Source organism: Acidovorax sp. (assembly GCF_022763525.1).
Taxonomy (GTDB): domain Bacteria; phylum Pseudomonadota; class Gammaproteobacteria; order Burkholderiales; family Burkholderiaceae_C; genus Acidovorax.
This window is the reverse complement of record NZ_JALEGG010000124.1, coordinates 1-6,497: the sequence shown is the minus strand read 5'-3', so window position 1 is coordinate 6,497 and position 6,497 is coordinate 1. Positions and strand designations below refer to the sequence as shown.

Here is a 6,497-nt window from a genome sequence, read left to right as displayed (position 1 = left end):
TCATTGCTGGTCGAGGCCTTCCTGTACGAGGAGCAGACGCGCCGTGGCGTGTCCATCCAGCACTGGCAGGAGTTCGAGGACGTGGCGGACCACTGCACGGTGTGCCACAAGTGCTACACACCGTGCCCGGTCAAGATCGACTTTGGCGACGTGACCATGAACATGCGCAACCTGCTGCGCAAGATGGGCAAGAAGAGCTTCCGGCCCGGCAACGCGCTGGCCATGACCATGCTCAACGCCACCAACCCCGACACCATCAAGCTGATGCGCTCGGCCATGGTCGATGTGGGCTTCAAGGCCCAGCGCACGGCGGTGGACCTGCTGCGCAAGGTGGGCCGCAAGCAGACGGCCAAGCCCCCAGCCACGGTGGGCACGGCGCCGGTCAAGGAGCAGGTGATCCACTTCATCAACAAGAAGCTGCCGGGCGGCCTGCCCAAGAAGACGGCGCGCGCGCTGCTCGACATCGAGGACAAGGACTACGTCCCGATCATCCGCAACCCGGCCACCACCACGGCCGACACCGAGGCGGTGTTTTACTTCCCTGGCTGCGGCTCCGAACGCTTGTTCTCGCAAGTCGGCCTGGCGACCCAGGCCATGCTCTGGCACGCGGGCGTGCAAACCGTGCTGCCGCCGGGCTACCTGTGCTGCGGCTACCCGCAGCGCGGCAGCGGCCAGTTCGACAAGGCCGAGAAGATGATCACGGACAACCGCGTGCTCTTCCACCGCGTGGCCAACACGCTCAACTACCTGGACATCAAGACGGTGGTGGTGAGCTGCGGCACCTGCTACGACCAGCTGCAGGGCTACCAGTTCGACAAGATCTTCCCCGGCTGCCGCATCATCGATATCCACGAATACCTGCTGGAGAAGGGCATCACCCTGCAAGGCAAGGGCGCATACCTGTACCACGAGCCCTGCCACAACCCCATGAAGCAGCAGGATTCGCTGAAGACCGTGAAGGCGCTGGTGGGCGAGCAGGTGCTCAAGAGCGACCGCTGCTGCGGCGAGTCCGGCACGCTCGGCGTGACGCGGCCCGACGTGTCCACCCAGGTGCGTTTCCGCAAGGAAGAGGAAATCCGCAAGGGCGAGGCCACGCTGCGCCAGAGCGGCGCAGTGGGCGAAAAGGACAACGTCAAGATCCTCACCAGCTGCCCCAGCTGCCTGCAGGGCCTCAACCGCTACCAGGACGATCTGCAAAACGGCCTGCTCGAAGCCGACTACATCGTGGTCGAGATGGCGCGTGAGATCCTGGGCGAAAACTGGATGCCCGAGTACGTGCAGCGCGCCAATGGTGGCGGCATCGAGCGGGTGTTGGTCTAGGAATGAAGCACCCCCGGAGTCGCTTCGCGCCCTCCCCCTCTCTCGCTGCGCGGGAGGGGGCCGACACCCTCGCTGCGGGGCGGCCCTTGCTCGGCGTCCCTGGATTGGCGCCGCGCCCGGTTCGAGCCATGTGTGTTTTCTCAAGCGCGATGGGGTTTTACCAATGAGTTGCCCTCTGTGCGCTGAAGACGGCGGGATGCTGGTTTGGCGCGGCGAGCGCCTGCGGGTGATCCGCGCCAACGAAGTCGGCTTTCCGGCGTTCTACCGCGTGGTGTGGAACGCGCACGTGGCCGAGTTCTCGGATCTGTCCGCGTCCGAGCGCGCCCATTGCATGGACGTGGTGGTGGCGGTGGAGCAGGCGCTGCGCGAGCACCTGTCGCCCACCAAGGTCAACGTCGCGGCGCTCGGCAACATGGTGCCCCACCTGCACTGGCACGTGATTGCGCGCTTTGAGTGGGACAGCCATTTCCCGTCGCCCGTGTGGGCAGCGGCCCAGCGGCCGAGCCCGGTGGCCCAGGAAGACGCTGTGCGGAGCCGCCTGCCCGCGCTGGAGGCGGTGCTGCGGGACCGGCTGGCGCGCTGCTGAGCCAGATTGCACTGCACCGGGGCGGTGGGGCGCTCATGGATTGCGATCGCGTAAGTGTGCGGAATTGCGCGTTGCAGTGCGCGGCAAGGCGCCGTTCACCTTGCGGGGCACGGGGCGGCTGGGCATGATGCGTGCCACACCGAAAGACTCCCTACCCATGACTCACTCTGCATCCCTGCTGCCCCGCGCCCGTGCTGCTGTCACGGCCGCAGCTTTGCTCATCACCTCCGGCCTTGCCATGGCCGATGCCTCCAAACCCCCGCTGTTCAAGATCGTGACCGTCAAGGACGAAGTCATTGTGGCCGTGCCCAAAGGCGACGCCACGGCACCCGCTGCCGACGCCGGTGCGATTGGCCAGGCCCTGGCAGCCAAGGGTGCACTCACGGTCTGGCAGTACGCTACGCGCAAGGGCGGCGATGGTGCACTGGAGCTGGCCCCGCTGCGGCAGATCAGCGTGCTGCGCCACGACAGCCTGCGCGTGGAGCCCTATGCGGCAGCGGTGCGCGTCCTGCCTCTGCCTCAGTAGCGCAGTAGCACTCCAGGTGCCGGAGCCCGCGACGGGCCCGATGCGGTGGGACAATGGAGGTTTTCCATTTCCTCATTGCAAAGACTGGTTGTCTCATGGCAGGTTTGAAAGCGGGTGCGCCCACCCCCGAGGCGCTCACGGTGCACGAAGCCTCGCGCGTGCTGGAAGTCGCCTTCTCGGACGGCGCGCGATTTCGCATCCCCTTCGAGCTGATGCGCGTGTACTCGCCCTCGGCCGAAGTGCAAGGCCACGGTCCGGGCCAGGAAGTGCTGCAGACCGGCAAGCGCGACGTGACGCTCGTCAACCTGGAGCCCGTGGGCAACTACGCGGTCAAGCCCACGTTTTCAGACGGCCACGACAGTGGCATCTTCTCGTGGGACTATCTCTACGAGCTGGGCCAGCAACAGGAAGCCCTCTGGGCCCAATATGCCGAGCGCCTGGCGGCCGCTGGCGTGGACCGCGATGCCCCCATGCTGCCCAAGGGCCGGGCGGCCGGTGGGCACGGCGGCTGTCGCTGAGACTGGTCCCGACCGACGCCATTCGGTGCATGTGCACCACATCTGCCTGCTATTGAAAAAGTAGCTGCTGGCGCAAGATGGATAAGCGCTGGAGCCCCATTTGTTTCAATGTCTTTCGTTCCCCTCCTGGCGCATGCCCCATTCCAGTGCGGGGTTGTCGCTGTACCTCTGGCGTTCACACGCCTAGCATGATTCTTATGAGCACCACGCATTTTGGTTTCCAGTCGGTCGATGAGCAGGAAAAGGCGCGCCGCGTGCGCGGCGTGTTCGATTCCGTCGCCTCCAAGTACGACGTGATGAACGACCTCATGTCGGCCGGGCTGCACCGCGCCTGGAAGGCCTACACGGTGATGGTGGCCAACCTGCGCGAGGGCAGCCAGGTGCTCGACATCGCGGGCGGCACGGGCGACTTGGCGCTGGCATTTTCAAAAAAGGTGGGCGCAACCGGCCGTGTGGTGCACACCGACATCAACGAGGCGATGCTGCGCGTGGGCCGCGACCGGCTGATCGATGCGGGCGTGGTGTTGCCCACGCTGGTGTGCGATGCCGAGAAACTGCCGTTTCCCGATGCGCACTTCGACTTGGTCAGTGTCGCGTTCGGCCTGCGCAACATGACACACAAGGACCAGGCCCTGGCCGAGATGTGCCGCGTGCTCAAGCCCGGCGGCAAGCTGCTGGTGCTGGAGTTTTCCAAGGTGGCCAAGCCCCTGGAAAAAGCATACGACTGGTATTCGTTCAAGGTCTTGCCCCAGCTGGGCAAGCTCGTGGCGGGCGACGACGCCAGCTACCGCTACCTGGCCGAGTCCATCCGCATGCACCCCGGGCAGGAAGAGCTCAAAAGCCTCATGCAGAAAAGTGGCTTCGGCCATGTGGACTATCACAACATGACTGGCGGCATCGTGGCCTTGCATGTTGGAATCAAGTGCTGAAGACGCCCTGAAGTTTTGGTTTGCTGATGATTAGGATGGAGAAGACATGAAGAAACTATGGTCTGTGGTGCTGGTAGCGATGCTGGCGGTGGCGCATGCCGATGCCGAAGCCAAGCGCCTGGGCGGTGGCAAATCGGTGGGCCAGCAATCGAGCAACGTGACCCAGCGCGAGGCAGCGGCCCCTCCGGCCACGCCGGGCGCGCCCGCTCAAAGCGCCACCAATGCAGCGGCTGCCAAACCGGCGGCCGCGGGTGCTGCGCCCGCGGCCGCGGCGCCCAAGAAGCCCTGGGGCGCCATGCTTGGCGGCCTGGCGGCGGGCCTGGGCCTGGCTTGGCTGGCGCATTCGCTCGGCCTCGGTGCCGGGTTTGCCAACTTTCTGATGATTGCCCTGCTGGCGCTGGCGGCATTTGCCATCTTCAAGATGGTGATGCGCGGGCGCAGTGGCGCGGCAAGCCAGGGCGGCGCTGCTGCGGGCGGTGCGCCGTTTGCATTCCAGGGCGCCGGTGCGGGCGCGGCGTCGCCGGCCAGTGCCCAGACGCCTCCGCAGTACAGCCCCAACAACGTGGGCAATGACGCCTCCGCCCGCCCCTGGGAGCGCAGCAGCATGGCCTTCGACGCCTCGCGTGCAGGGCAGGGCGGTGTGGGGTCGGGCGTGGTGATCGGTTCGGGGCTCTCGGGCTCCCAGAACTGGGGCGTTCCGGCCGACTTCGATACCGAGGGCTTTCTTGCAGCGGCCAAGCGCAACTTCGTCACGCTGCAGGCTGCCTGGGACCGCTCCGACATCTCCACGCTGCGTTCCATGATGACCGACGGCATGCTGGGTGAAATCCGCACCCAGCTCACCGAGCGCGAAGCGCACCGCGGCGTGCAGCCCAACCTCACCGACGTGGTCATGATCGAAGCCCAGCTGCTCGGCATCGAGGACCTGGGAGACGGCTACATGGCCAGCGTCGAGTTCTCGGGCATGATCCGCGAGGAGCCTTCGGCCGGCCCGAGCCCCTTCCGCGAGGTCTGGAACATGACCAAGCCCAAGGCTGGCGGCAGCGGCTGGCTGGTGGCAGGCGTGCAGGCCCTGCAATAGCAAGGGGAATGGTTCCTTCCGGGGCCATTCCAGTTCAGGGAATAATCGGGGACTATGGCAACACCACAGTCCCCTTTTTCGTTCCTGGACGGCCTCTTCGAGCGGGTGGCCGCCGGCCCCCAGCCCCCCCAGTGGCTCGTGCACGAGCTGCAGCAGCGCATGGTGCTGTTTCTCAACCATGTGCTGATGCAGGAACAAGAGGCCATGGACCGCCTGGTTCGTCAGAAGGGCCGCATTGCGCGCGTGCAGTGGCGCGCCTACTCGATGGCCCTGGTCATTACACCGGCGGGTCTGTTCAACCTGGCGCCTGAAGCCGCCGTGCCGGACCTGCAGCTGCACATCACCGAAACCTCTCCCTTTGCGTTAGCCCAGACGGCCCTGCGTGGCGACAAGCCGGCCATCCGGATTGAGGGCGACGTGCAACTTGCCGCCGAGATCAACTGGCTGGTCGACCACGTGCGCTGGGATGTCGAAGAAGACCTGGCGCGAGTGATCGGCGACGCGCCGGCCCATACCGTGGCGCAAGTGGCAAGCCGGGCCGCGCAGGCGCTGCGCCAGTTTGTCGGCGCCCGCGCGGCGCCTACGCCGTCCTCTGCGGTCGCCCCGTCCCCCGCTCCCACCACCGGCTCCGATCGGCCCGCCGCATGAAACAGTTTCTGCGGGGGGGGGCCATCCTGTGGGTGGTGTTCCGGTACGGGCTGGACGCCATCGTGCTCGACAGCTTCCAGAAGCCCTGGCTGCGCACGGTGTCGCGGGTGCTGTCGTTCGGGCGCAACCTGGATGCGCCGCGCGGCGAGAGGCTGCGGCTGGCGCTGGAGCGCCTGGGACCCATCTTCGTCAAGTTTGGTCAGGTGCTCTCCACGCGCCGCGACCTGCTGCCGCCCGATGTGGCCGACGAGCTGGCCCGGCTGCAGGACCGTGTGCCGCCGTTCGACCCGCAGATTGCCATCGCCACCATCGAACGGGCCTTCCGCCGGCCGGTGGACGAGGTCTTCACCTCGTTTGACCGCGTGCCGGTGGCCAGTGCCTCGATAGCCCAGGTGCATTTCGCCACGCTGCGCGACCGTGACGGCGTGGAGCGCGAAGTGGCCGTGAAGGTGCTGCGGCCCGGCATGCTGCCGGTCATCGAAAAAGACCTGAGCCTCATGCGCATGATGGCCGGATGGGTGGAGAGCCTTTCGGCCGATGGCAAACGCCTGAAGCCGCGCGAGGTGGTGGCGGAGTTCGACAACTACCTCCACGACGAGCTGGACCTGGTGCGCGAGGCTTCCAACGCTGCGCAGCTGCGGCGCAACATGCAGGGGCTGGACCTGGTGCTCATCCCGGAAATCTTCTGGGACTTCTGCCATGCGGATGTGATGGTGATGCAGCGCATGAGCGGCGTGCCCATCAGCCAGATCGACCGGCTGCGCGACGCCGGCGTGGACATCCCGAAGCTGGCCCGCGATGGTGTCACCATCTTCTTCACGCAGGTGTTCCGCGATGGCTTCTTTCATGCCGACATGCACCCTGGCAACATCCAGGTGAGCCTGGATCC

8 protein-coding genes are annotated in these 6,497 nt (G+C 66.2%); all 8 read left to right on the top strand.

The features are described 5' to 3' along the window. A partial coding sequence (locus MRY84_RS09860) for a (Fe-S)-binding protein (protein ID WP_291505557.1) occupies positions 1-1,320 on the top strand: 1,320 nt, incomplete at its 5' end. 163 nt (positions 1,321-1,483) lie between these two features. Further along, positions 1,484-1,906 carry an HIT family protein gene (locus tag MRY84_RS09855; RefSeq protein WP_291505556.1) on the top strand — a complete coding sequence of 141 codons (423 nt, stop codon included), beginning with the start codon at positions 1,484-1,486 and terminating at the stop codon, positions 1,904-1,906. Between the two features lie 157 nt (positions 1,907-2,063). Next, positions 2,064-2,432, top strand: a complete 369-nt coding sequence (locus MRY84_RS09850) for a hypothetical protein (protein ID WP_291505555.1) — start codon at positions 2,064-2,066, stop codon at positions 2,430-2,432. Between the two features lie 95 nt (positions 2,433-2,527). Continuing rightward, a complete protein-coding gene (locus MRY84_RS09845; protein ID WP_291505554.1) occupies positions 2,528-2,950 on the top strand; it encodes a DUF971 domain-containing protein in 423 nt (140 codons plus the stop codon). 197 nt (positions 2,951-3,147) lie between these two features. Next, positions 3,148-3,879, top strand: a complete 732-nt coding sequence (gene ubiE / locus MRY84_RS09840; protein ID WP_291505553.1) for a bifunctional demethylmenaquinone methyltransferase/2-methoxy-6-polyprenyl-1,4-benzoquinol methylase UbiE — start codon at positions 3,148-3,150, stop codon at positions 3,877-3,879. 46 nt (positions 3,880-3,925) lie between these two features. Continuing rightward, a complete protein-coding gene (locus tag MRY84_RS09835) occupies positions 3,926-4,960 on the top strand; it encodes a TIM44-like domain-containing protein (protein ID WP_291505552.1) in 1,035 nt (344 codons plus the stop codon). A 54-nt stretch (positions 4,961-5,014) separates the two neighbouring features. Next, positions 5,015-5,608, top strand: coding sequence for a hypothetical protein (locus MRY84_RS09830; RefSeq protein WP_291505551.1), 594 nt, complete (start codon positions 5,015-5,017; stop codon positions 5,606-5,608). Beyond that, a partial coding sequence (locus MRY84_RS09825) for an AarF/UbiB family protein (RefSeq protein ID WP_291505550.1) occupies positions 5,605-6,497 on the top strand: 893 nt, incomplete at its 3' end. The genes MRY84_RS09830 and MRY84_RS09825, both read left to right, overlap by 4 nt.